The following is a 21,638-nucleotide window of genomic DNA, read 5'->3' as shown; positions in this document are numbered from 1 at the left end:
ACGCACTCAAACAAAGAAAGCTGCGTGGTATTCGCTTGCGCCTGATTCCCGGGTGCGGCGTGGATCTTTTGCATTGGAGACGAAAGCATGTTGGCTTTCCTTCCCTTACGCCGCGTGCTTCCCGGTGTAATCGTTTTTGTTTTCGCAGCAAACCCCTTGCACGAACTGCGTGCTGAATCGCTCAGTTACCAGCGTGCGCAACATCTCGCTGAACAAACAGCACCTGAAAACCTTGCGGGTATTGCCCAGGTTCAATCCGCGCAATCATCGGTCGGACCTGCCGATGCACTGCCCGACCCCAAGCTGATTCTTGGCATCGAAAACCTGCCGATCAGTGGCCGGGAACGTTACTCGCTGAATGACGACGATATGACCATGCGCCAGGTCGGCGTCATGCAAGAGGTGCCCAACAGCGACAAACGCCTGGCGCGCAAAAACCTGGCCCTGGCGACCCTCGACCGCGCCGACGCAGAACGTCGCGTGGCCTTGCTGGAAGTCCGCCGGCAAACCGCGCTGGGTTGGCTGGCGGTGTATTACGCCGAGCGCAGCGTGCAACTGTTCGACCAACTGGATCGTCAGGTCGCGCTGCTGAAAAGCTCGACACCCTCGCGTATTGCTGGCGGCAATGCCCGCTCCGCAGACCTGTTGATGGCCGACCAACAAGCGCTGACCCTGCAAGATCGGCGTGATGAGCTGGTGCGCAACGTCGCCATGGCCAGGGCCAAACTGCGACGCTGGATTGGTCCTGACGCCGATCAACCGCTGTCCGGCGAGCCTCCGCCACTCAACCTGGGCTTTTCGCACCTACAGCATGGCCTGGATCGCCACCCTGACCTGCAAGCGGCCTCGGCCAGGGTCAGTGAGGCCAACGCCGATCTGGCCGAAGCCATTTCGCAGAAAAAGCCCGACTGGAGTGTCGAGCTGATCTACAGCAACCGCGACAAGCAATTCGGTGACATGGCGTCCCTGCAGTTCACCTTCGATCTGCCCATTTTCGGCAGCTCGCGGCAAGGTCCTCGGATTAACGCCAAACAGCACAACGTCGAACAAATGGAAGCGGAACAGGAAGCCATGCTGCGCGAGCATCGAGCCGAGTTGGAAAGCGGGCTGGCCGAAGTCGAGCAATTGAGCAAGGCGCTGGAGCGCACCGAACATTCGCTGATTCCACTGACCACGCAACGCAGCGAACTGGAGCTGGCTGCCTACAAGGCCGGAAAGAGTCCGCTGACCTCAGTCATCTCCGCCAGCAGCGACCTGATCGAAGCCCAACTGCGCCGAATCGAACAGCAAAGCAAACTCAACCAGGTCTCGGCCAGCCTGTATTACGCCTATGTGGAGGGCCTGAAATGAAAGCCTCATCGTTCGGTTACTCGCTATTAGCCGTCGCCCTGCTCGCGGTCGGTTCGGCCAGTGGATACTGGTTGGGCCAGGCAAAACCCGTTATGAGTACCGAAAAAACCGCCCAGAACCCTGAACGCCCGGCGCTGTACTGGTTCGACCCCATGTACCCAACCCAGCACTTCGATGCACCGGGCAAATCGCCGTTCATGGACATGGCCCTGGTGCCGAAGTACTCGAATTCGACACAAGACAGCTCGTCCATCAGCGTCCCGGCACAAACCAGCCAAAACCTAGGGATGCGCACCCGCCCGGTGGTTCTCGAACGCCTGGCTGCCGGGCTCGACGCCGTGGGTTCGCTGGCTTACAACCAGCGAGAAATCGCCACCCTGCAAGCCCGCGCTGGCGGTTTCGTGGAGCGGGTTTACGCACGCGCACCCGGCGACGTTTTGCCGGCCGGCAGTCCACTGGCGGACGTGTTGATTCCTGAATGGTCGGCGGCGCAACTGGAGTTCATTGCCGTGCTCAACAGCGGCGACTCACGCCTGATCGACGCGTCACGTGAACGCTTGCGGCTGTTGGGCATGCCCGCCGAGGTGATCTCGCACGTCGCGAAAACCCGCAAAGCCCGCGCCGTGCAAACCATCGTCACGCCGATTGCCGGCGAACTTCAAACACTGGACGTGCGTGCCGGAATGGCGGTTTCAGCCGGGCAGAACCTGGCGAGTATCAACGGCTTGTCTAGTGTCTGGCTTGACTCGTCGATACCCGAGGCGCAGGCCTCATCGGTTGAAATCGGTGCCACCGTCAGCGCCACGCTGGCGGCCTATCCGGGACAGGTATTACAAGGTCATGTGATTGCCTTGCTGCCCAGTACCGACGCGCAAACCCGAACGCTGACGGTGCGCAGCCAGTTGCCCAACCCCTCTGGCAAACTCCGCCCCGGAATGTTTGCCTCGGTGCACCTCAGCAGTCCCGAGCAAACACCAGCGTTGCTGATCCCCAGCGAGGCGGTCATCCGCACCGGTAAGCGCACGCTGGTGATGCTCGCAGGCAGCGAAGGCCGTTATCAGCCACAAGAAATCCACACCGGCCGCGAAGTCGACGGTAAAACCGAAGTACTCAGCGGCTTGCGCGAAGGCCAGCAGGTGGTGACCTCGGGGCAATTCCTGCTCGACTCGGAGGCCAGCTTGCAGGGCATCCTCGGTGACTCAGGAGCGGCGCAATGATCAAGCGTCTGATTCACTGGTCCATCGGCAACCGTTTTCTGGTGCTGTTGGCGATGCTGTTTATCACCGCGTGGGGCATCTGGTCGGTGCGCAACACCCCGCTGGATGCACTGCCCGATCTGTCCGATACCCAGGTGATTATCCGCACCAGCTTTGCCGGGCAAGCACCACAGATCGTCGAGAACCAGGTGACCTACCCACTGGCCAGCACCATGCTCTCGGTGCCAGGCGCCAAGACCGTGCGCGGCTATTCGTTCTTTGGCGATTCGTTTGTCTATGTGCTGTTCGAGGACGGCACCGACCTGTACTGGGCCCGCTCACGGGTGCTGGAGTATCTGAATCAGGCACAGGAACGTTTGCCCAAGGGCGTCACCACTACCCTCGGGCCAGATGCCACCGGGGTCGGCTGGATTTACCAATACGCCCTGGTGGATCGCAGCGGTCAGCACGATGTCTCGCAACTGCGCGCACTGCAGGACTGGTTCCTCAAATACGAACTGAAAAGCGTGCCCAATGTGGCCGAAGTCGCCACCATCGGCGGCATGGTCAAGCAGTATCAGGTGGTCCTCGATCCGCAGAAAATGGTCGCCTATGGCATCACCCAGCAGCAGGTGGTGGAGGCCCTGAAGAGCGCCAATCAGGAAGCCGGTGGCTCGGTGCTGGAGCTGGCTGAGCGCGAATACATGGTCCGCGCGTCGGGCTATCTGAAGACCCTCGATGATTTTCGCAATATTCCACTGAAGACGTCGGTACAAGGGGTGCCGACCCTGCTCGGCCAAGTCGCGACGATCCAGATCGGACCCGAAATGCGCCGGGGCATCGCCGAGCTGGATGGCGAAGGTGAGGTGGTCGGCGGCGTGGTGATTCTGCGTTCAGGGAAAAACGCACGCGAGACGATTCAGGCAGTCAAGGATCGCCTCGACACGTTGCGCTCCAGCCTGCCCGCCGGGGTTGAACTGGTCACCACCTATGACCGCTCACAGCTGATTGACCGGGCGGTCCACAACCTGAGCTTCAAGCTGCTGGAAGAGTTCGGTGTGGTGGCGCTGGTGTGCCTGATTTTCCTCTGGCATTTACGTTCGTCGCTGGTGGCGATCATTACCCTGCCGTTGGGCGTGTTGATGGCCTTTATCGTGATGCGCATCGAAGGCGTCAACGCCAACATCATGTCCCTTGGCGGGATCGCGATTGCCATTGGCGCGATGGTCGATGCGGCAGTGGTGATGATCGAGAACGCGCACAAGCACATCGAGGCCTGGCAGCAACGGCATCCCGGTCAACGCCTGCACGGCGAGGCTCATTGGCGGGTGATCGGCGAGGCCGCAGCGGAAGTGGGACCCGCGCTGTTTTTCAGCTTGCTGATCATCACCCTGTCGTTTCTGCCAGTATTTACCCTCGAAGCCCAGGAAGGACGGCTGTTTGGTCCGCTGGCGTTCACCAAGTCCTATGCCATGGCCGCCGCTGCCGGGTTATCGGTGACCCTGGTGCCGGTGCTGATGGGCTACTGGATTCGCGGGCATATCCCCAGTGAGCAACAGAACCCACTGAACCGCTGGTTGATTGCCGCCTACAAACCGGTGCTGGAAGCCGTGCTCAGTTGGCCAAAATTGACCCTGGTATTGGCGTCGCTGATCTTCCTCTCCAGCCTGTGGCCCCTCAGCCAATTGGGCGGTGAGTTCATGCCGGCAATGGACGAAGGCGACCTGTTGTACATGCCGTCTGCCCTGCCCGGCTTGCCCGCCAGCAAAGCCTCGCAACTGCTGCAGCAGACCAACCGGATGATTCGCAGCGTGCCGGAAGTCGAGCATGTGTTCGGCAAAGCCGGACGCGCAGAAAGCGCGACGGATCCGGCCCCGCTGGAAATGTTCGAGACCACGATCCAGTTCAAGCCCAGGGATCAATGGCGAGCGGGCATGACGCCGCAGAAACTCATCGATGAACTGGATCGCGCGGTCAAGGTGCCCGGTTTGTCGAACCTGTGGGTGCCACCCATTCGCAACCGCATCGACATGCTCGCCACCGGGATCAAAAGCCCGATCGGGGTCAAGGTTGCGGGAACATCGTTAGCGGACATCGACAGCATCGCCCACGACATCGAGGGCGTGGCCAAGCTCGTGCCCGGCGTCAGTTCGGCATTGGCCGAGCGTTTGACGGGCGGCAGCTATGTCGATATCCAGATCAACCGACTGGCTGCGGCACGCTATGGACTGAGCATCGCCGACGTTCAAGCCGTGGTATCGACGGCCGTTGGCGGCAGTAATGTCGGTGAGACGGTCGAAGGTGTTGCCCGCTTCCCGATCAACCTGCGCTATCCACGAGAATGGCGCGACAACCCGCAAGCGCTGAAGCAGTTGCCCATCTTGACCGCCTCGGGACAGCAATTGACCCTGGGCACAGTGGCCGATATTGGCTTGAGCGAAGGGCCGCCGATGCTGCGCAGCGAAAACGGCCGGCTGTCCGGCTGGGTGTACGTCGATGTACGAGGTCGCGACCTGGCCTCCACCGCCAAAGACCTGCAGCAGCAAGTGGCATTGAAGGTAAAACTCAAACCGGGGATGACCGTGTCCTACTCGGGCCAGTATGAGTTTCTGGAACGGGCCAACGCCCGCCTGACGTGGGTGGTGCCGGCCACGTTGCTGATCATCTTCGTGCTGCTGTACCTGACGTTCAGTCGCTTCAGCGAAGCATTGCTGATCATGGTCACCCTGCCCTTCGCGCTGTCCGGCGGGGTGTGGTTGCTTTATATCCTTGGCTTCAACCTGTCGGTCGCCACCGGGGTAGGGTTCATCGCCCTGGCCGGGGTGTCGGCCGAGTTCGGGGTGATCATGCTGCTGTACTTGAAGAACGCCTGGACAGCGCGTCTGGAGGCCGGCAGGGAGGATAACCAGAGTCTGCTGGAATCAATCCGCGAAGGCGCCGTGCTGCGGGTCAGGCCCAAGGTGATGACCGTCGCGGTGATCATCGCCGGCTTGTTGCCGATTCTCTGGGGGGATGGCGCGGGCTCGGAAGTCATGAAGCGCATTGCCGCGCCCATGGTCGGCGGCATGATCACTGCGCCGCTGTTGTCGATGCTGGTATTGCCTGCGGCGTATTGGTTGATGAAGCGCAGAAAATAGCAGCACAGCCCCGTGTAGGAGCGAGCTTGCTCGCGATCTGCCGCGTAGCGGCAGTAAATCCAGTCAACGTCGGGTGTCAGGCACAACCGATGTTCCGGACTTACGATTGCTACGCAGTCGATCGCGAGCAAGCTCGCTCCTACAGTGGATATGTGTCGTTAGCTTTACTTAAGATAAGACCGCAACGCGGCCACCACCTGCTCCACATCCTCCTGCCGATCTTCCGGGGAAACGCCCTCGGCACCCAGGTGCTCGCGGATGTGGCCTTCCAGCACCTGAGTCATCAAACCGTTGACCGCGCCTCTGATCGCCGCAACCTGCTGCAGCACCGCCACGCAGTCGGCTTCCTTATCTAGCGCTTTTTCCAGGGCGTCGGCCTGGCCTTTGATGCGCCGGACGCGCGCAATCAGCTTTTTTTTGTCCTGGATGGTATGACCCATGAGGTTCTCTCGATTCTATGAAAATATACTGGGGTGGGGTATATTTCGAGCCCGTACAGGGACGGTAGCAAATGTCGTCGCCCGCATCCACCCACAACAGCTCCAAGGACTCTCCATGTCGTCTTTCGCAGACATCCTGCAACAAGGACCGGCTCACGCCTGGTTGTATTTTCCCAGCGCGATTTTATTGGGCGCGTTGCATGGCCTGGAGCCTGGGCACTCGAAAACCATGATGGCAGCGTTCATCATTGCGGTGCGCGGCTCGGTCAAACAGGCCATTTTGCTGGGGCTGGCAGCCACCCTTTCGCACACGCTGGTGGTGTGGCTGGTGGCGATGGGTGGGATGTACCTGGGACAGAATCTGGACGCAACAACCACCGAGCCGTACTTCCAGCTGGCGTCGGCGGTGATCATTGTCGGCATTGCGCTGTGGATGCTGTGGCGTACCTGGCGCGAAGAACACGCCCACCCTGCAGAAAACCACCAACACGATCATCACCATGATCACGATCACGATCACGATCACGATCACGATCACGATCACGATCACGATCACCACCATGAGCCTCATGATCACAGCCATGCCCCTGCACCGATGAACGGCCTGGAGCTGTCCATCGAAGGGTATCAGGACGCCCATGAACGTGCTCATGCCGAGGATATCCGCAAGCGTTTCAGCAACCGTGAGGTCAGCACCGGTCAGATCATTTTGTTCGGCCTGACGGGTGGCTTGATCCCCTGCCCGGCCGCAATCACCGTGTTATTGCTGTGTCTGCAAGTCAAGGCCGTCGGGCTAGGCGCGGTTCTGGTGCTGTGCTTCAGTCTCGGTCTGGCACTGACGCTGGTTGCCGTCGGCGTGGCCGCAGCCGTAGGTGCGCGCCAAGCCTCCAATCGTTGGCCATGGCTGGGGACGTTCGCCCGCCGTGCACCCTATTTCTCAAGCGTGTTGATCATCGGTGTCGGGCTTTATACCGGGGTACAGGGCTGGACAGGATTGATGGGGTAAAGGCCGTCAGTCACTCTCCGACGAAACCGAACAACGCCTGCGGTGCATTGATCAACAGTGCCCGCTCAACCTGCGCCGAACACCCCAACTGCCGCAACTGCTCGACCGTCGCCCCGTAGTTGATCGGCCCTTCAAACTGGGTGTGGGGCCAATCACTGCCCCACACCAGCCGCTTCAAGCCAAATGCCTGAGCCAGCAGCGGCATGGCCTCGCGAGCGAAGTCGATGTTCTGCTGCGGATTGCCGCCGAGGCGATAGATACCCGATACCTTCAACCAGATCCGCCCGCTCAACCCTAGCTCCAATAACTGCGCGAACGCCGGTTGCTCGACACCCAGCAAGGCATTCGGGCGGCCAAAGTGGTCGACCACGATCTTGCAGTCATAGGGCATCAGCGCGCTGATCAAGGCGGGCAGCGCTTCCACCTCACGGTGCAATTCGACATGCCACCCCAGCGCCGAGATGTTCGCGAAAAACCGCTTCCACCTGACGTCGGCGAAATCCGGCAACGCCTGCCCCATCAGGTTCAGACGAATCCCGACCACACCCTGTGCCGCCATCTGTTCCAATTGCTGGCGACTGATCTCGGGGTCGACCACCGCCACCCCACGCAACAGCCCGGGTGCCTGCTGCAACGCCGACAGCAAGTACGAATTGTCAGTCCCGAGAAAACTCGGCTGAACCAACACGCCATGGCTCAAACCGTGTTCGCGCAGGTGCGACAAATACAGCTCGAGGGTGGCGTCATAGTCCGGCGCGTAACGTCGGACCGAGGTCAGTTTCAGATCGCGACTGAACACATGAGCGTGTGAATCGACACCGAGAATCGGCGAGGGAGAAGGCATGACGGACATGGAACTCATCTACGAAAAGAGCGCGACGAAAACCGCCGCGCCGTAAAAATTTCAGATCAAGCCTGTGCGGTTTGACCCTTCTTGGTGTTGCCTTGAGTGACCGGCGTCGCGTCCAGCGACCGACCACGGGTTTCCGGTAACGCCATCGCCGCGATCATCGCCACGCCGTAAGCAATCCCGGCGTCGATCCCGATCGCCGACCCCAGCGACATGGATTCGCTCATATGGCCGACCATGAACGGGAACACCGACGACACCACACGACCGAAGTTGTAGCAAAAGCCCACGCCCGCGCCGCGCACATCGGCCGGGTACAGCTCATTGAACAGCGCGCCGAGGCTGGCCGGGATACCGGCGGCAAAGAAGCCCAGCGGGAAACCGAGGACCAGCATTTGGTTGTTGGTCAGCGGCAGGAACAGGTAGCACTGCACCGTCACCACGCAGCACAACGCAAAAAGAATGATGTTCTTGCGCCGACCAATGCGGTCGATCAACAGACCGCTGGCCACGCAACCGCACCAGAACGCGACGATGATCACCGCCAGGTAGCCGCCCGAACTGAGCACCGACAGGTTGCGTTCGGTTTTGAGGAAGGTCGGCAACCAGGTCATGACCGCGTGGTAGCCACCGTGGGCACCCAGGCCGAGCAAGCCGCCGAGCAAGGTCACGCGCAGCAGTTCCGGACGGAAGATCCCGGCCATGGATTGGAAGAAGCTTTGTGGTTTGGTCTGTTCTTTTTGCAGACGCTGAAAGCTGTCCGGCTCTTCGACGTTGCGGCGCACCCAGATAATCAGCAGTGCTGGCAGCAGGCCGACGAGGAACATCACGCGCCAGGCCATGGCTTCCGGGACGAAGGTGTAAATCAGCGCAAACACCCCGACCGCCACGCCCCAACCCACCGCCCAGGCACTTTGAATCGTACCCATGACCTTGCCGCGAAACTTCGGCTGGATGGTTTCCGCCATCAACACCGCGCCGGCCGCCCACTCGCCGCCGATGCCGAAGCCTTGCAGCGCCTTGACCACCAACAACTGATTGAAACCGGTGACGAACGCGGAAAGACAGGTGAATATCGAGAACCAGAGAATCATCCACTGCAGGGTGCGTACTCGGCCGTAGCGGTCGGACAGCGTGCCGCCGAGCCAGCCACCCAGCGCCGAGGTGATCAGGGTCACGCCACTGATCAGACCGGCATCGCCTTTACTCAGGGCGAACGCGGCGATCAATGCCGGAATCGCCAGGCCAAACATCTGTACTTCCAGGGCATCCAGCGACCAGCCGCCGAAGCAGGCCCAGAAGGTTTTGCGCTCGCGCGCGGTGATTTCGCGATACCACTTGAACATGATTCTTGTCCTTATAGGTGTACGGGGATGGCCACGGCGGCCAGTGGCGTCAGCGAATTTCGACGCTGTAACGGAAGTGGCTGGCATGCCCACGCGAGCGGCGCCACTCCAGCGGTTGCCCGGCGTAATTGCGCGCCAGACGCTCGATCACCACCACCGGACTGCCCGGCGCTATTTGCAGCAGCCGGGCATGCGCGTCGTCGACGGAGTCTGCGGTCAGGGTCTCCTCGGCATAGGCGACTACCTGCCCACAGAACTCTTCATAAATCGGATAGAGCAACGGCCCTTGCTGGCTGAGGTCGATGTCCAGCAATGCGTGGAACTGAATGCGCGGCAGCCAGATTTCTTCGGCCAATACTGGCTGTTCGTCGAGCAAACGCAGGCGCAGCAGGCGAATGACCGGCGCAGCGGCTGGCAACCCGAGCATTTCGGCAACCGACGACGGCGCGCTCAGGGGTTCGATGGAGAGGATGCGGCTTTCCGGGATCTGCCGTTCGCCAGCGGCGGTCTGGAAACGGAAGAAGCGGAACAGCGACGACTGGAACTGCGGCCGGCGAATGAAGGTGCCACGGCCCTGCTGGCGTTCGAGGATGTTGTCGTTGACCAGCATGTCGATGGCTTTGCGCACGGTGCCGGTGGACAGGCAGTACTCGGCGGACAGTGCGGCTTCGGTGGGGATCGCTTCACCCGGCCGCCAGCGGTTGTTGCCAATCTGCTCGGCGAGTTGGTCGCGCAAGCGATGGTAAAGCGGCAGGCGGGTATCACTGGATAATGTATTCATTGTTGTAGTTATCTAGTCATATAGATGAATATTGGAGCCAGTATTCTCCTGATACAAAATCTCGTCAAGGGGGCATCTGATAGGTGGCCGCTCTGGGCGTTTGCAGAATCTGTAGGAGCTGCCGAAGGCTGCGATCGACCGGGAACCGGTCGCCGCGATTTGTGGCCAATCATCCGGATGCGGCCCAAACCTTCGGCAGCTCCAGGGGATTGCTGTAATGCCTGAAAGACCGCATCAAGCACGCCATCATCGCGGGCAAGCCCGCTCCTACAGGATTGGCGCTTAGGCTTGTTTGCGTCGTTTGGACTGAGCCACGTCAACAATGTGCTCCACCACGTACTCCGCATCCCGTGCCACGCCGGAGAAGCGCCCCGAACCCCAGGTGTACAACCATGGCAAGCCGAGGAAATACAAACCCGCCTGCGCCGTCACCCCACGGGTATGCCCCGGATGACCACGCCCGTTGAACACCGGTGCCTCGACCCAGGTAAAGTCCGGAGTGAAGCCGATGCACCAGATGATGCTGGTGATGCCATGGGCAATCAGGTCCAGTTCGCTGCGTTCTGTTTCCGGGACCCACAGTGGCTCGTAGCGCTTGCCGGCCGGGGCGTCGATGGCGTGTTGTTCAATGTATTTGTCGATGGAGCTGTTGATCCGGTTGTACACCGCATCGGCGCTGTCGAGGCTCTCGCCAAGGTTGTTGGCAAACTGCAGCCGGCTGCCTTTCAGGCCTTCCATGCGGCCGAACAATTCCATGCCTTCGTGGGCGAATTTGCGCAGGTCGATATCACGTCCGCCATCGCGCCCGGTGACGTAGTGGTTGGTGTTGTCGCGCACGCCTTCGCGCAGCGGATGGGTATCGACGCCAATGTCGTAGTAGCCCATTTCCGCGAGCCAATCGACCACATCTTTGCCACGATAGAAGCGCGCACACCGCGGCGCATCACCCACCGCCAGGTACACATTGCGCCCGGCCAGGTGCAGGTCTTCAGCGATCTGCGCCCCCGATTGGCCCGAACCCACCACCAAGACATTGCCCGCCGGCAGGGCTTGTGGATTGCGGTATTGCTCAGAATGCATCTGCACAATCCCGGCAGGCAAACGCTCGGCCAGGCGCGGGATGATCGGCGTGTGATAACCGCCCGAGGCGACGATCACTTGATCGGCGGTGAACTCGCCCTTGGAGGTGTGCACTTCATACCCGCCGATGGCGCGAGGCACCACCCGCTGCACGGTCACGCCCTCTACGGCCGGAGCGTTGACCGAGGCGACGAAGCCGGCAAGGTAGGCGTTGATTTCTGCCTTCTTCATAAAACCATGGGGATCGCCGCCGTTGAACTCTTCGCTGTAGCTATACCCCGGCAGCGCGCACTGCCAGTTCGGCGTGACCAGGCTGAAAGCGTCCCATCGCTGGTTGCGCCAGGTGTGGGTCAGGCTGTGTTTTTCCAGCACCAGGTGATCGATGCCCTGCTGTTGTAGATAGTAGCTGGCAGACAGCCCGGCCTGCCCGCCGCCGACGACGATCACGCTGTGATGAGGGGGTTTGACTGAAGTGAGATGGACCATGATCGTGCTCCGCTGCGGGGTAACAAAAAAGTGAAAGGGATAAATCAGAACGAGCTCCAGCCCGCGCCGGTGACTCGACCACCGCCTTCGGTGCGCATGCTCAGCACCTCCACCGAACCGGCTTGCTGCGCATCGAGGTAACTGGCCTGACCTTTGAGCGAACTCAGGGTGTCCATCGCCGAACTGCAATAGAACCCCTTGACCTGCTTGACCCGCTCCGAGGCATTGTTCAGCGCGCTCTCCACCCGTTCGAGAAACTCCGACAGCGGGTAACTGGCGCCTTCCTGCAGGTGGTCGTAGATCACGGTGGAAGGCGAATAACCCACCGCTTCCTTGCCATTGGGCCAACGAATAGTGAAATTGACGGCGGGCATGTCAGTGCTCCTGCTGAGTTGATTTAGGGGAATGACCTAACGGGCTGAGGTCGTAATCGGGGTAGCTGAATCCGGTAAAGGGCTGTTCACGCAGGTCCCAGAACGGCAGGCATTGCTCGGCGCTTTGCACCTTCAGCGCGCCGCTGGCATCGACCTGGCCGATGCGCTCGCAGCGCAAACCTTCGAAGGCGAAGGCGGCCTGGACGTTGCTCCAGTCGCCCTCGTCGAGGGTCATCAAGAAGCCGTAACTGGGAAAGACTTGCAGCCAACGCGCGAGGTCGGCACCGGTCGGGCAAGGCAGTGCGTGCAAATTTATCGTGGCGCCGCAGCCGGTGGTTTCCAGCAGCATCAACAGGCTGCCGAGGACCCCGGCGTTGCTGATGTCTTTGGCGGCATGCAGCAACCCGCCTTCGGCCAGGCGCGGCAAGACATCGAGCTTGCTGCGCAGGCGCTCTGCCGGTACGCCTTCGAAGGCTTTCCAGTAGGTGCTGTCGGCGTGCCAATCACCTTCCAGGTCCACCGCCATGGCGATGACCTGACCGGGCGCGACGTGCAGGCTCGACAACAATTTATGCGCGATGCCGGTGATCGCCACGGCCAGTGCGGTGGGGTTGCCGGCGGCGAGGCTGGTGTGACCACCGACCAGCAACAGTCCATAAGCCTCACAGGCCGCGCGAATGCCGGCGAGTATCTGCTCGGCGGCGACTTGATCGTGGTGCCAATACGCATTGACCACCGCTGTCGCGCGGCCGCCCATGGCGGTGATGTCGCTGACGTTGGCCATCACCGCCGACCAGCCGGCAAACCACGGCGCGTTGTGCACGAAGCCGGGCAACATGCCTTCGATGGCCAGCAGTTGAAAGTGATCGCCACAGGCAATAGCCGCCGTGTCATCGCCGGGCAAGGCGTAAAGTTGTTCGCGGGTCAGGGTGTTGCTGGCGTTTCCAATCACCGCAGCGGGCTGTTGAATGGCTTGCTTCGAGCGCATTGCCGGCGTCGTGCGCAGGGTGTCGAGTAGCGCGGCGAGATTAGTCATGACGCGCCACCTTCAGTGCGCGCAATGACACCTGACGCGGCATCAACGGGTAACTGGCCAGGTCGGCTTGCATCAGGCAATGGGGTTGGCCGAGCAGCTCCAGTTGATCGAGGGTGTGCCAATGCAAGCCGTGGAAATACACTTCGTTCTGCGCTTGCACCGTGGCGCGAAACACTTCGCAGCCCAGCTCTTTGGCGCGGGACACCGCCTCGTTGACCAGCGCCTTGCCAATCATGCTGTGCCGCCGATAGGCCTGGGCCACGCACAAACGGCCGCCAAACCACAGGCCGGGCTCGGGTTGATAAATGCGCACCGCGCCGATCACCTGATCCGACATCCCGCAATTACCCGCCAGCGCGACAATCGCAATCGCCTGAAAGTCATGGCCGTCCTTGTCCTGCGCCAGCAGTTGTTGCTCATCGGAAAACACCGAACGCCGCAGGGCAAAGTACGCCTGTTTCTCCCAGTGTTCCGTCGCCGGCTTGACCACCAACTGCCCGGCACGAAAGGGTTCGAAGGTGCTGTCGACCAAGGCAAATGCTAGCGTGTGCATGGCGGTTCTCCTCGTTTCCGGGACGGCTTATTCGTAGCTTTTCAGCGCCGAGCACGCGCCGCATTTGGCGCAGCCGGCGTTGATCTGATCAGAGTGCAAACCATGGCGGCGCAGGCTGGCGCCAATCTGTGGATATAAACGAGCCATCATCGCGCTGTCGGGCTTCGGGTGATTGGCCAGCGGCGTGCCGTCGATGGGGACGAATGGCACCACGAACGGATACACGCCCAACTCACAGAGGCGCTCGCTCATCTCGCTGATCGCCGCTTCGCTGTCGCCCAGGCCAGCCAAAATGTAAGTGCTGACCTGACCGCGACCGAAGACTTCGACCGCCGCACTGAATGCGTCGAAATAACGGCTCAACGGCACTTCGGCCTTGCCCGGCATGATCCGGTTGCGCACTTCGTCGGTGACCGCTTCCAGGTGCATGCCCAGCGACACCACGCCACTGTCGGCCAGGCGCTGGAACCAGCGGTCGTCATCTGGCGGCTCGCATTGAGCTTGAATCGGCAGCGCCACGGCAGCGGTCACCGCGGCGGCGGATTCACACAAAATCGCTGCGCCACGGTCTGGGGTTTGCGGGGTGCCGGTGGTCATCACCATGTGCTTGACCCCGTCCAGCTCGACGGCGGCTTTCGCGACTTCGGCCAGCTGCTGCGGGCGTTTGCGGGCGATGGTTTTGCCGGCAGCCAGCGATTGGCCGATGGCGCAGAACTGGCAGGAGGTGCCACGATCATTGAAGCGAATGCAGTGCTGTAACACCGTGGTGGCGAGTACATCGCTACTGTGCAGGGTGGCGATTTTCCAATACGGAATGCCATCGGCGGTGCTCAAGCCATAGAACTTCGGTACGCCGGGCATCTGCACCTGGCCGACCTGAATCCCTTGGCGAAAGATCAGCGCCTGGCTGCCATCAGCCGTCGGTTGCGCCTGATACGGTGAGTCCTGCGAGGCCTGATTGAGGATCGGCACCATCATGGTTCGGCTGCCGAAACTCAGCGCCTTGTGGTCCGATGGCCCTGCCCCGCCTTGGCGTGACAAGCCGTTTTGCGCCGCTGGCCAGCGCACGCCGTGGCATTGCAGTTCGGCCAGCAATTCATTGGTTTGCATGATCGAACTCCTCGCCGGAAACGACGGCCATCGGGTGGGCGCTGCGTTCGTGAACATGGGCAGTCGCCGTGCGGTCGATCAACAGGCTGAGCAGTTCCGGGCGACTGTAGTGACCGACCGAATCCATCATTCGTTTGCGTTTGTTGATCAGCGCCAGATCGAGGTCGGCGATGACCACGCCTTCACCCGAACGCAGCGGTTCGCCGAGCAACTTGCCTTCCGGGGAGACGATGGCGGTGAAGCAGCCACCGGAAATCGGGCCGAGGCCGCAACCGGTGTCTTGCATGATTTGGCCTTGTTGATCGGCGTCCAGCCAGGCGGTGGCATTGACCACGAAGCAGCCAGACTCAAGGGCGTGATGGCGGATGGTGACTTCGATTTGTTCAGCAAAAATGTCGCCCACCAACGAGCCGGGGAACATCGCGACGTGGATCTGCTCGTGGTCGGCCATCAAGGCGTAACGCGCCAGCGGGTTGTAGTGTTCCCAGCAGGCCAGCGAACCGATGCGGCCGACAGCGCTGTCGACGGCGCGCAGGCCCGAGCCATCGCCTTGGCCCCAGACCATGCGCTCGTGGTAGGTCGGGGTGATCTTGCGCCGGTGTTGAATCAGGCTGCCGTCGGCATCGAACAGCAATTGAGCGTTGTAGATCGTGCCGCCCTCGCGCTCATTGACGCCGATGGACACCACCATGCCTGCTTGTTTGCAGGCCTCGCCGATGGCCAGGGTTGAGCCCGAGGGCACGGTCACCGACTCTTCGAGCAAGCGCAGGTGTTCCTTGCCCATCGCGAACGGCGGCTGGACGAAGGAGAAATAGGGGTAGTACGGCACCACGGTTTCCGGAAAGACCGCGAATTGCACGCCTTGACGACCGAGGCTGATGATCTGCTGGCAGACTTTGTCCACGGTGCCTTCGCGGCTGTAAAGCACCGGGCTGATCTGTACGGCGGCTGCGCGAATGGTCGGCATGATGGATCCTGATGTAAAGGGTGTTCGAAATAACTTGTAGGAGCGGGCTTGCCCGCGATGGCGGTGTATCTGACACACCGCGTCAAGCGGATCGCGGGCAAGCCCGCTCCTACAGCGTCTTATGCAGTCCAGGTATCGATGATCATGGCGCCTTCACGGCGCATCAGCAGGCGCAGGTCCATCACATCCAGTGGGTTGATCGGACGGATGCCTTCGATCAGCGCTTTTTCGGTTTGGCCGTACAAGGCCTGCAAGGCAAAACGGCAGGCGTAGACTTCACCGCCCTCTTCCATGAACTGGATGATTTGCTTGTTCACCGCCAGGTGACCGGGGAACGCTTCAGCGCCCAGGGTCGGGAAGCCGCGCTGCACGCCCAATTGCACGCCGGGTCCGTAGAGCAGGATTTTGGTTTCAAAGCCTTTGCGCAGCAGGCGCTTGGCCTGAAGCATGTTGACCAGGCCGATGGAGCCTTCGAACGCGATGGTGTGGAAGGTGATCAGGACTTTTTCGCCCGGTTCGGCTTTGACGTCTTCGAAGACTTTCTCTTCGTAATTGACCAGGAAGTCGCCGTCTTTGTAATGGGGAATATCCACGGTTGGCATATCGTCGCTCTCCAGTTGCTTCGTGCTTTGACGGCGGCCTGAGTTGGCTACCGGGTTGCAAGACATAGAGCGAACGGCGTGCCAGAAAATAAAAAAACTTTCTGCCCCTACCCAACCCTCTGAAAACGTTAGAGATCGCCATCTGATATGGTTTTTTATCGCTTATCTGATGCTATCGGTGGATCACGCATTCCCGTAGAAATACGAATATTCGTAGCGGCAAATCACGAGATTTCGTAATGGAAGAGACAGACTCCCTCAGCGGCTGGGCCGACTTGGCCTATTCGTCACGTCACATGGTGTTCGAGCATTGCGCCGAAGCCATCGCGCTACTCAACCCTTACGCCGACCGCCTCGTCGATTTGAATATCGCTGCCTGCAAATTGCTCGGCTATCCGCGTCAGGAATTGCTGAACTTGCCGGTGAGCAAGCTGTTCGGTCACCAACTGGCCGACCTGATCGTGTTCACCCAAGCGGTGATGGACAAAGGCAAGGGCTGGAGCGACGAACTGAGCTGCAACTGCAAGACCGGCGAACGCATCGAACTGGAAGTCTCCGCCACCACCTTGCAGGTCAAAGGCGAGCAGCAACTGATCCTGGTGCTTCGCGAACTCAGCCAGGAGAAGTACCAACGCGATCAATCCCACACCGAACGCACCATGCGCGGCGGGCTGATCGAGTGGCGCAATATCCTCAACCTTTTCCAGGAATCCGAACGCGACAACCAGTTGCTGCTCAGCTCAGTGGGCGACGGCATTTACAGCATCAACAGCGATGGCCTGGCCACCTTCGTCAACCCGGCCGGCGCGCGCATGCTCGGCTGGGAGCCCGAGGACATGATTGGCAAGAACATTCACCGCATCCATCACCACACCCATGCTGACGGCAGCCACTACCCGGTCGAGGACTGCCCGATCTACAAAGCGGTGCGCGATGGCGTGGTGCATGAAGGTCGTCAGGAAGTGTTCTGGCGCCGCGACGGCAGTGGGTTTCCGGTGGAATTCACCAGCACCCCGGTGATCTCGGACGGGCGCATCGCCGGCGCGGTGGTGGTGTTCCGCGACATCACCGAACGGCGCAACACCGAAAACCAGCTGCAAAGCGCGCTGGAAGAATTGAAAGTGCTCAAGGAGCGTCTGGAAGAACAGAACGCCTACTTGCAGGAAGAAATCCACATCGAGCACAACTTCCGCGAGATCGTCGGCCAGAGCGAGCCGATCCTAAAGATCATCAAGCAAATCGACGTGGTCGCCCCTACCGACGCCAGCGTGTTGATCAATGGCGAGTCAGGCACCGGCAAAGAACTGATCGCCCGCGCCATCCACCAGGCCAGCCGCCGCAGCGCGCACCCGCTGATTCGGGTCAACTGCGCGGCGATTCCCACTGAGCTTTTTGAGAGTGAGTTCTTCGGCCACATTCGCGGCGCGTTTACGGGCGCGGTGCGCGATCGGGTCGGGCGATTCGAACTGGCGGACGGCGGCACGCTGTTCCTCGACGAAATCGGCGAAATCCCACTGGAGTTGCAAAGCAAGCTGCTGCGCGTGTTGCAGGAAGGCCAGTTCGAGCGGGTCGGTGAAGAACGCACGCGCAAGGTTGACGTGCGTATCATCGCCGCCACCAACCGCGACCTGCGCCAGGAAGTCAGCGCCAAGCACTTCCGTGAAGACCTGTACTTTCGGCTCAACGTGTTCCCGATCCACTCCCCGGCCCTGCGCGAACGGCCGATGGACATTCCATTACTGGCCGCGCACTTCCTCAAGCAAACCGGCCAACGCCTGAACATGCCCGGCCGGCGACTGCGCAACAGCGACATCGAACGCCTGCAACGCTACTCGTGGCCGGGCAATATCCGCGAACTGCAAAACGTCATCGAGCGCGCAATCATCACCTCCCACGGCGCCGACCTGAACATGGATTTGCCGGACGAACCGAAGACCACCGTCGCCCTGCCCGCGCCGTCGGCTGGCGTCATGACCGATGCGCAATTGCGCGAGCTGGAACGCGGCAACATGCTCGCCGCGCTCAAGGCCAGTGGCGGTAAATTGTTCGGTAAAGGCGGCGCGGCGGAGTTGCTGGGGTTGAAGCCGACAACCCTGGCCTCGCGCCTGAAGCGGTTGGATATTGAAGTGGAATGACAACGCCTCTCAACCAGCGCTGATCGCCCGGGCAAAATTCGTTATAATCGCTGAATCGTTACAGCAAGCCTTCTGGCAGCAGACCAGCAGTGCGACTGTGACGGATGCTACTCACGCTGCTGAATCCAATAATCGAATAAAAAGCCAGCACCCGAGGGACTAACTTTCTAGCGAATGGATTACCAAATGTTTAAGAAGACCAGCGGCGCCATCCTGGGCCTCGCGATATCGGCAACAGTCCTCCACGTGCAGGCAGCCGAGACCAAGAAGGTCGATGTATTGTTGATCGGCGGCGGCATCATGAGTGCAACCCTGGGCGTCTGGCTCAACGAGCTCGAACCGGGCTGGTCGATGGAGATGGTCGAGCGCCTGGACGGCGTCGCCGAAGAAAGCTCCAACGGCTGGAACAACGCCGGCACCGGCCACTCGGCCCTCGCAGAGTTGAACTACACCCCCGAAGACAAAGACGGCAAGGTCAACATTTCCAAGGCCATCGAGATCAACGAAGCGTTCCAGATCTCCCGCCAGTTCTGGTCGTGGCAGGTCCAGAATGGCGTCCTGAAAAACCCGCATTCGTTCATCAACTCCACCCCGCACATGAGCTTTTTGTGGGGCGATGACAACATCAAGTTTCTGAAGAAACGCTACGACGCGCTGCAGGCCAGCCCCTTGTTCCGTGGCATGCAGTACTCGGAAGACCCGGCGCAGATCAAGCAGTGGGTTCCGCTGATGATGGAAGGACGTGACCCGAACCAGAAGGTCGCGGCCACCTGGACGCCGATCGGTACCGACGTCAATTTCGGCGAAATCACTCGCCAGTTTGTTGGCCATTTACAGACCAACTCGAACTTCGACCTGAAGCTCTCCAGCGAAGTGCAAGACATCAGCCGCAATGCCGATGGCAGCTGGCACGTCGCGTACAAAAACCTGAAAGACGGTTCGGTGAGCGACACCGATGCCAAATTCGTGTTCATCGGCGCCGGTGGCGGCGCCTTGAAGCTGCTGCAAAAATCCGGCATTCCTGAAGCGCGGGAATACGCGGGCTTCCCGGTCGGCGGTTCGTTCCTGGTCACCGAAAACCCAAGCATCGCCGAGCAGCACATGGCCAAGGCCTATGGCATCGCCTCGGTTGGCGCCCCGCCGATGTCGGTTCCGCACCTCGACACCCGCGTGCTGGATGGCAAGCGGGTGATCCTGTTTGGCCCGTTCGCCACCTTCTCCACCAAGTTCCTGAAGCAGGGCTCCTACCTCGACCTGTTCTCCAGCGTCACCACCCACAACGTCTGGCCGATGACCAAAGTCGGCGTCGAACAGTACCCACTGGTGGAGTACCTGGCCGGGCAATTGATGCTGTCCGATGACGATCGCTTCAAGGCCCTGCAAGCGTACTTCCCCAACGCGAAGAAAGAAGACTGGCGCCTGTGGCAAGCCGGTCAGCGGGTGCAGATCATCAAGCGTGACGAAGAAAAAGGTGGCGTGCTCAAGCTGGGGACTGAAGTCGTCAGCTCCGCAGATGGCAGCATTGCCGGTTTGTTGGGTGCCTCGCCAGGCGCCTCGACCGCTGCACCGATCATGCTCAACGTGATGGAGAAGGTGTTCAAGGACAAAGTTGCCACCCCGGAATGGCAGGCCAGGATCCGTCAAATCGTTCCGAGCTACGGCACCAAGCTCAATGACTCGGCGGCACGCGTCCAGCAAGAGTGGAACTACACCGCACAGGTGCTGCAGTTGAACACGCCGCCGGTGATCGATCAGAGCGTGGCGCCTCAGTCAACAGCTACCACCCCGACCGAGAGCAAGCCAGCGGCTGATATGGCGCTGTAAAAGGTTTGCTTCACGCACCTCTGCGTTGAATTCTTCGCAGCGGTGCGGCGATCCGACAAGCCTGCCCCCACGATGGATCTGTGCCAGACCAAAAATGTGTGTCTGGCACAAAATCCTGCAGGAGCTGCCGAAGGCTGCGATCGATTTGGGCCGCACCCGGACACAGCGTTCGCATTGTGAGGATCGCTGAAGGTTCTTCGAACCTTATCGCAGCCTTCGGCAGCTCCTACAGAGATGTGTCACACACGTGTCATGCGCGAATTACTTCACCGAAGCCGTCTTGAACTTGGTCCAGGCCCGCATCCGTGCGCGCATGTCGGCTTGCGGAATATCCTTGCCCGGAATCAACCGCTCGAAGGTGGCCTCGTCCAGGTAGATATCCGGATTGTTGCGCATCTTCTCATCGACACTCGGCCGCGCCTTGGCATTGGCGGTTGGGTAGCCAGTGAAGTTGGTGATCGCGGCCATGTTCTCCGGGCGCAGGATGAAGTTGATGAACGCGTAGGCGTACTCCGGATGCTTGGCGTCAGCCGGGATCGCCATGTTGTCCATCCACACCGTGGTCCCTTCGCGGGGGATGCGGTACTCGAACGTGGCCTGCTTGCCGGCAGCATCGGCGGCGCGCTGGGCCTGGGTCATGTCGCCGCTGTAACCGAGTGACAGGCACAAGTTGCCATTCACCAGGTCGGTCACCGGCTGCGACTGGAACTTGCGGATGTACGGCCGCACCTTCATCAACACCTCGGTGGCCGCCGCCAAATCCTCAGGCTTGGCGCTGCGTGGCTCACGCCCCAGGTAGTGCAACACCACCGCCAGCACTTCATCCGGTGAGTCGATCATCGAGATCCCGCAGTCGGCGAACTTGGCGGCGAACTCCGGTTTGAACAACAAATCCAGACTGTTGACCGGCGCATTTGGCAGTCGCTGTTTGATTTGTTCGTCGTTGTAGGTAATACCGATGGTGCCCCAGGTGTAGGGCACAGTGGCCTTGCCCGCGTTGGGATAGTAGGTGCGCAGTTTCTGCAGCCCCGGCTCGACGTCCTTCAGGCCGGTGATCTTTGAGGTGTCCAGTGCTTGCAGGCTGCCGGCGCGCATCAAGCGCTCGGCGACGGTATCTCCCGGAAAGATCAGGTCGTAACCACTGCCGCCGGTCATCAGCTTGGCTTCCAGCACTTCGCTACCGTCCATGACGTCGTAGATCACATGGATCCCGGTCTCGGCCGTGAATTTGGTCAGGGTGTCCTCGGCGAAATAATCGGCCCAGTTGTACAGGCGTAACGTTTTTTCTTCGGCCTGCACCGAGGCCAGGGCCGCGCTCAACGCCAATCCCAAAGAGCAAAGCAACAGCGTTTTCGATGTGTTCAT

18 protein-coding genes are annotated in these 21,638 nt (G+C 60.6%); 6 read left to right on the top strand and 12 right to left on the bottom strand.

What is annotated here, in order from left to right; genetic code table 11:
- The first annotated feature begins 87 nt into the window (after window positions 1-87).
- From ACF0H7_RS10240 to ACF0H7_RS10230, 3 genes are read left to right on the top strand one after another with little or no spacing between them, the layout of a single operon-like run.
- A complete protein-coding gene (locus ACF0H7_RS10240; RefSeq protein ID WP_397452645.1) occupies window positions 88-1,350 on the top strand; it encodes a TolC family protein in 1,263 nt (420 codons plus the stop codon).
- Window positions 1,347-2,567, top strand: a complete 1,221-nt coding sequence (locus ACF0H7_RS10235) for an efflux RND transporter periplasmic adaptor subunit (protein WP_397452644.1) — start codon at window positions 1,347-1,349, stop codon at window positions 2,565-2,567. The genes ACF0H7_RS10240 and ACF0H7_RS10235 overlap by 4 nt, the downstream gene beginning before the upstream one ends.
- Window positions 2,564-5,683, top strand: a complete 3,120-nt coding sequence (locus tag ACF0H7_RS10230) for an efflux RND transporter permease subunit (RefSeq protein WP_397452643.1) — start codon at window positions 2,564-2,566, stop codon at window positions 5,681-5,683. The genes ACF0H7_RS10235 and ACF0H7_RS10230 overlap by 4 nt, the downstream gene beginning before the upstream one ends.
- 164 nt (window positions 5,684-5,847) lie before the next feature.
- Here ACF0H7_RS10230 and ACF0H7_RS10225 read toward each other — a convergent pair whose 3' ends face one another.
- Window positions 5,848-6,123: a metal/formaldehyde-sensitive transcriptional repressor gene (locus ACF0H7_RS10225; RefSeq protein WP_397452642.1), complete on the bottom strand. Its 276-nt coding sequence runs from the start codon at window positions 6,121-6,123 to the stop codon at window positions 5,848-5,850.
- Between the two features lie 115 nt (window positions 6,124-6,238).
- Here ACF0H7_RS10225 and ACF0H7_RS10220 point away from each other — a divergent pair, with 115 nt between their 5' ends.
- Entirely contained in the window at window positions 6,239-7,129 is an 891-nt protein-coding gene (locus ACF0H7_RS10220) for a nickel/cobalt efflux transporter (RefSeq protein WP_397452641.1), read from the top strand.
- Window positions 7,130-7,139: 10 nt separating this feature from the next.
- Here the strand turns inward: ACF0H7_RS10220 and ACF0H7_RS10215 are convergent, their stop codons facing one another.
- From ACF0H7_RS10215 to ACF0H7_RS10170, 10 genes are all read right to left on the bottom strand, one after another.
- Window positions 7,140-7,982: an amidohydrolase family protein gene (locus tag ACF0H7_RS10215; protein WP_397452640.1), complete on the bottom strand. Its 843-nt coding sequence runs from the start codon at window positions 7,980-7,982 to the stop codon at window positions 7,140-7,142.
- Window positions 7,983-8,038: 56 nt separating this feature from the next.
- On the bottom strand, window positions 8,039-9,325 hold the full coding sequence (locus ACF0H7_RS10210) for an MFS transporter (RefSeq protein ID WP_397452639.1): 1,287 nt from the start codon (window positions 9,323-9,325) through the stop codon (window positions 8,039-8,041).
- A 49-nt stretch (window positions 9,326-9,374) separates the two neighbouring features.
- The gene (locus ACF0H7_RS10205) at window positions 9,375-10,106 is read right to left on the bottom strand and encodes a GntR family transcriptional regulator (protein ID WP_397452638.1); all 732 of its coding nucleotides are present in this window, start codon (window positions 10,104-10,106) and stop codon (window positions 9,375-9,377) included.
- Between the two features lie 282 nt (window positions 10,107-10,388).
- Window positions 10,389-11,675 carry an MSMEG_0569 family flavin-dependent oxidoreductase gene (locus tag ACF0H7_RS10200; protein WP_397453869.1) on the bottom strand — a complete coding sequence of 429 codons (1,287 nt, stop codon included), beginning with the start codon at window positions 11,673-11,675 and terminating at the stop codon, window positions 10,389-10,391.
- Window positions 11,676-11,716: 41 nt separating this feature from the next.
- A complete protein-coding gene (locus ACF0H7_RS10195; protein WP_397452637.1) occupies window positions 11,717-12,046 on the bottom strand; it encodes an MSMEG_0570 family nitrogen starvation response protein in 330 nt (109 codons plus the stop codon).
- A 1-nt stretch (window position 12,047) separates the two neighbouring features.
- Window positions 12,048-13,082 (bottom strand): sll0787 family AIR synthase-like protein, encoded by a 1,035-nt coding sequence (locus ACF0H7_RS10190; protein WP_397452636.1) that lies wholly within the window; start codon window positions 13,080-13,082, stop codon window positions 12,048-12,050.
- On the bottom strand, window positions 13,075-13,635 hold the full coding sequence (locus ACF0H7_RS10185) for an MSMEG_0567/Sll0786 family nitrogen starvation N-acetyltransferase (RefSeq protein WP_397452635.1): 561 nt from the start codon (window positions 13,633-13,635) through the stop codon (window positions 13,075-13,077). The genes ACF0H7_RS10190 and ACF0H7_RS10185 overlap by 8 nt, the downstream gene beginning before the upstream one ends.
- Window positions 13,636-13,662: 27 nt before the next feature.
- Window positions 13,663-14,745, bottom strand: a complete 1,083-nt coding sequence (locus ACF0H7_RS10180) for an MSMEG_0568 family radical SAM protein (protein ID WP_397452634.1) — start codon at window positions 14,743-14,745, stop codon at window positions 13,663-13,665.
- Window positions 14,732-15,712 (bottom strand): Nit6803 family nitrilase, encoded by a 981-nt coding sequence (locus ACF0H7_RS10175; protein ID WP_397452633.1) that lies wholly within the window; start codon window positions 15,710-15,712, stop codon window positions 14,732-14,734. Before ACF0H7_RS10175 ends, ACF0H7_RS10180 begins: the two co-directional genes overlap by 14 nt.
- A 119-nt stretch (window positions 15,713-15,831) precedes the next feature.
- Window positions 15,832-16,314 carry an MSMEG_0572/Sll0783 family nitrogen starvation response protein gene (locus ACF0H7_RS10170; protein ID WP_397452632.1) on the bottom strand — a complete coding sequence of 161 codons (483 nt, stop codon included), beginning with the start codon at window positions 16,312-16,314 and terminating at the stop codon, window positions 15,832-15,834.
- A gap of 239 nt (window positions 16,315-16,553) precedes the next feature.
- Between ACF0H7_RS10170 and ACF0H7_RS10165 the strand changes: the two genes are divergently transcribed.
- Both ACF0H7_RS10165 and mqo read left to right on the top strand, forming a co-directional pair.
- Complete coding sequence (locus ACF0H7_RS10165; RefSeq protein ID WP_397452631.1) at window positions 16,554-18,449, top strand: sigma 54-interacting transcriptional regulator; 1,896 nt, start codon at window positions 16,554-16,556, stop codon at window positions 18,447-18,449.
- 186 nt (window positions 18,450-18,635) lie between these two features.
- The gene (gene mqo / locus ACF0H7_RS10160) at window positions 18,636-20,273 is read left to right on the top strand and encodes a malate dehydrogenase (quinone) (RefSeq protein WP_397452630.1); all 1,638 of its coding nucleotides are present in this window, start codon (window positions 18,636-18,638) and stop codon (window positions 20,271-20,273) included.
- Window positions 20,274-20,534: 261 nt separating this feature from the next.
- On the opposite strand, the gene ACF0H7_RS10155 is transcribed toward mqo, so the two are convergent.
- A complete protein-coding gene (locus ACF0H7_RS10155; protein WP_397452629.1) occupies window positions 20,535-21,638 on the bottom strand; it encodes an extracellular solute-binding protein in 1,104 nt (367 codons plus the stop codon).

It is taken from the genome of Pseudomonas sp. NA-150 (assembly GCF_044336365.1).
GTDB lineage: Bacteria > Pseudomonadota > Gammaproteobacteria > Pseudomonadales > Pseudomonadaceae > Aquipseudomonas.
Note: the sequence above shows the minus strand (reverse complement) of the source record. Positions and strands in the feature narration are given on the sequence as shown.

What these genes read in the sequence shown, in the direction of transcription:
- ACF0H7_RS10175 (WP_397452633.1), bottom strand. Translation starts at nt 15,712, where the DNA reads ATGCCGACCATTCGCGCAGCCGCCGTACAGATCAGCCCGGTGCTTTAC.
- ACF0H7_RS10215 (WP_397452640.1), bottom strand. Translation starts at nt 7,982, where the DNA reads ATGTCCGTCATGCCTTCTCCCTCGCCGATTCTCGGTGTCGATTCACAC.
- mqo (WP_397452630.1), top strand. Translation starts at nt 18,636, where the DNA reads ATGTTTAAGAAGACCAGCGGCGCCATCCTGGGCCTCGCGATATCGGCA.
- ACF0H7_RS10190 (WP_397452636.1), bottom strand. Translation starts at nt 13,082, where the DNA reads ATGACTAATCTCGCCGCGCTACTCGACACCCTGCGCACGACGCCGGCA.
- ACF0H7_RS10165 (WP_397452631.1), top strand. Translation starts at nt 16,554, where the DNA reads ATGGAAGAGACAGACTCCCTCAGCGGCTGGGCCGACTTGGCCTATTCG.
- ACF0H7_RS10240 (WP_397452645.1), top strand. Translation starts at nt 88, where the DNA reads ATGTTGGCTTTCCTTCCCTTACGCCGCGTGCTTCCCGGTGTAATCGTT.
- ACF0H7_RS10205 (WP_397452638.1), bottom strand. Translation starts at nt 10,106, where the DNA reads ATGAATACATTATCCAGTGATACCCGCCTGCCGCTTTACCATCGCTTG.
- ACF0H7_RS10235 (WP_397452644.1), top strand. Translation starts at nt 1,347, where the DNA reads ATGAAAGCCTCATCGTTCGGTTACTCGCTATTAGCCGTCGCCCTGCTC.
- ACF0H7_RS10220 (WP_397452641.1), top strand. Translation starts at nt 6,239, where the DNA reads ATGTCGTCTTTCGCAGACATCCTGCAACAAGGACCGGCTCACGCCTGG.
- ACF0H7_RS10230 (WP_397452643.1), top strand. Translation starts at nt 2,564, where the DNA reads ATGATCAAGCGTCTGATTCACTGGTCCATCGGCAACCGTTTTCTGGTG.
- ACF0H7_RS10185 (WP_397452635.1), bottom strand. Translation starts at nt 13,635, where the DNA reads ATGCACACGCTAGCATTTGCCTTGGTCGACAGCACCTTCGAACCCTTT.
- ACF0H7_RS10155 (WP_397452629.1), bottom strand. Translation starts at nt 21,638, where the DNA reads ATGAACACATCGAAAACGCTGTTGCTTTGCTCTTTGGGATTGGCGTTG.
- ACF0H7_RS10195 (WP_397452637.1), bottom strand. Translation starts at nt 12,046, where the DNA reads ATGCCCGCCGTCAATTTCACTATTCGTTGGCCCAATGGCAAGGAAGCG.
- ACF0H7_RS10180 (WP_397452634.1), bottom strand. Translation starts at nt 14,745, where the DNA reads ATGCAAACCAATGAATTGCTGGCCGAACTGCAATGCCACGGCGTGCGC.
- ACF0H7_RS10210 (WP_397452639.1), bottom strand. Translation starts at nt 9,325, where the DNA reads ATGTTCAAGTGGTATCGCGAAATCACCGCGCGCGAGCGCAAAACCTTC.
- ACF0H7_RS10225 (WP_397452642.1), bottom strand. Translation starts at nt 6,123, where the DNA reads ATGGGTCATACCATCCAGGACAAAAAAAAGCTGATTGCGCGCGTCCGG.
- ACF0H7_RS10170 (WP_397452632.1), bottom strand. Translation starts at nt 16,314, where the DNA reads ATGCCAACCGTGGATATTCCCCATTACAAAGACGGCGACTTCCTGGTC.